The sequence below is a fragment of the Mycobacteroides sp. LB1 genome (assembly GCF_013449725.1).
Taxonomy (GTDB): Bacteria; Actinomycetota; Actinomycetes; order Mycobacteriales; family Mycobacteriaceae; genus Mycobacterium.
Genome location: NZ_JACCFF010000011.1, coordinates 1 through 1,400 on the forward strand (window position 1 = coordinate 1; position 1,400 = coordinate 1,400).

The window sequence follows — 1,400 nt, forward strand, 5'->3', positions numbered from 1 at the left end:
GATGAATCGCTTGATCCGCGTGATCCGCTGTTGCGGCTGAGCACCTTTTTTGATGACGGCAGCCTCGAGCTGCTCCACGAGCGTGACCGCTCAGGTGTGTTGGCTGCTGCGGGCACCGTCAACGGAGTCAAGACCGTCGCCTTCTGCACCGACGGCACCGTCATGGGCGGCGCCATGGGAATCGAGGGCTGCCGCCACATCGTGGCCGCCTACGACATCGCGATCGAAGAACAATCCCCCATCATCGGGATCTGGCACTCCGGCGGCGCCCGCCTCGCCGAAGGAGTCTCCGCCCTGCACGCCGTCGGGCTGGTCTTTGAAGCCATGATCCGCGCCTCCGGATACATCCCACAAATCTCCATCGTGGTGGGATTTGCCGCCGGCGGCGCCGCCTACGGCCCCGCACTAACCGACGTCATCATCATGGCCCCCGAAAGCCGCGTATTCGTCACCGGACCCGACGTGGTCCGCAGCGTCACCGGCGAAGACGTCGACATGGCCACCCTCGGCGGCCCCGAAGCCCACCACAAAAAATCCGGTGTCTGCCACATCGTGGCCGACGACGAACTCGACTCCTACACCCGCGGCCGCAAACTCGTAGGATTCTTCTGCCAACAAGGCGTTTTCGACCGCAGCCGCGCCGAAGCCGACCACACCGACCTACGCGCCCTGCTCCCCGAATCCGCCAAACGCGCCTACGACGTCCACCCCATCATCAACGCCCTGCTCGACCGCGACAACCCCGCGGACTCCTTCGAAGAATTCCAAGGCAAATGGGCACCCTCGATGGTCATCGGCCTGGGCCGCCTCGCCGGACGCTCCGTCGGAGTCCTAGCCAACAACCCACTACGCCTAGGCGGCTGCCTCAACTCCGAAAGCGCCGAAAAAGCCGCACGCTTCGTCCGCCTCTGCAACGCCTTCGGCATCCCCCTCATCGTCCTGGTCGACGTCCCCGGCTACCTACCCGGAGTCGGCCAAGAATGGGGCGGCGTAGTACGCCGCGGCGCCAAACTCCTACACGCATTCGGTGAAGCCACCGTCCCCCGCGTCACCCTAGTCACCCGCAAAATCTACGGCGGCGCCTACATCGCCATGAACTCACGCTCACTAGGAGCCACCAAAGTCTTCGCCTGGCCCGACGCCGAAGTCGCCGTCATGGGCGCCAAAGCCGCCGTCGGCATCCTCCACAAAAAACAACTCGCCGCCACACCCCCCGAAGAACGCGAAGCCCTCCACGAAGAACTCGCCATCGAACACGAACGCATCGCCGGCGGCGTCGACCGCGCCATCGAAATCGGCGTCGTCGACGAAGAAATCGAACCCTCACAAACCCGCGCCGTCCTCACCCGCGCACTCGCCGAAGCCCCCAACCGCCGCGGCCGCCACAAAAACATCCCACT

Annotated in this window: 1 protein-coding gene; it reads left to right on the top strand. The window is 65.0% G+C overall.

Annotated elements, in window-relative coordinates; all coding sequences use genetic code 11:
• Positions 1-1,400, top strand: a 1,400-nt coding sequence (locus tag MLB1_RS23885) for an acyl-CoA carboxylase subunit beta (protein WP_180752354.1), incomplete at both ends; no start/stop codon positions are given.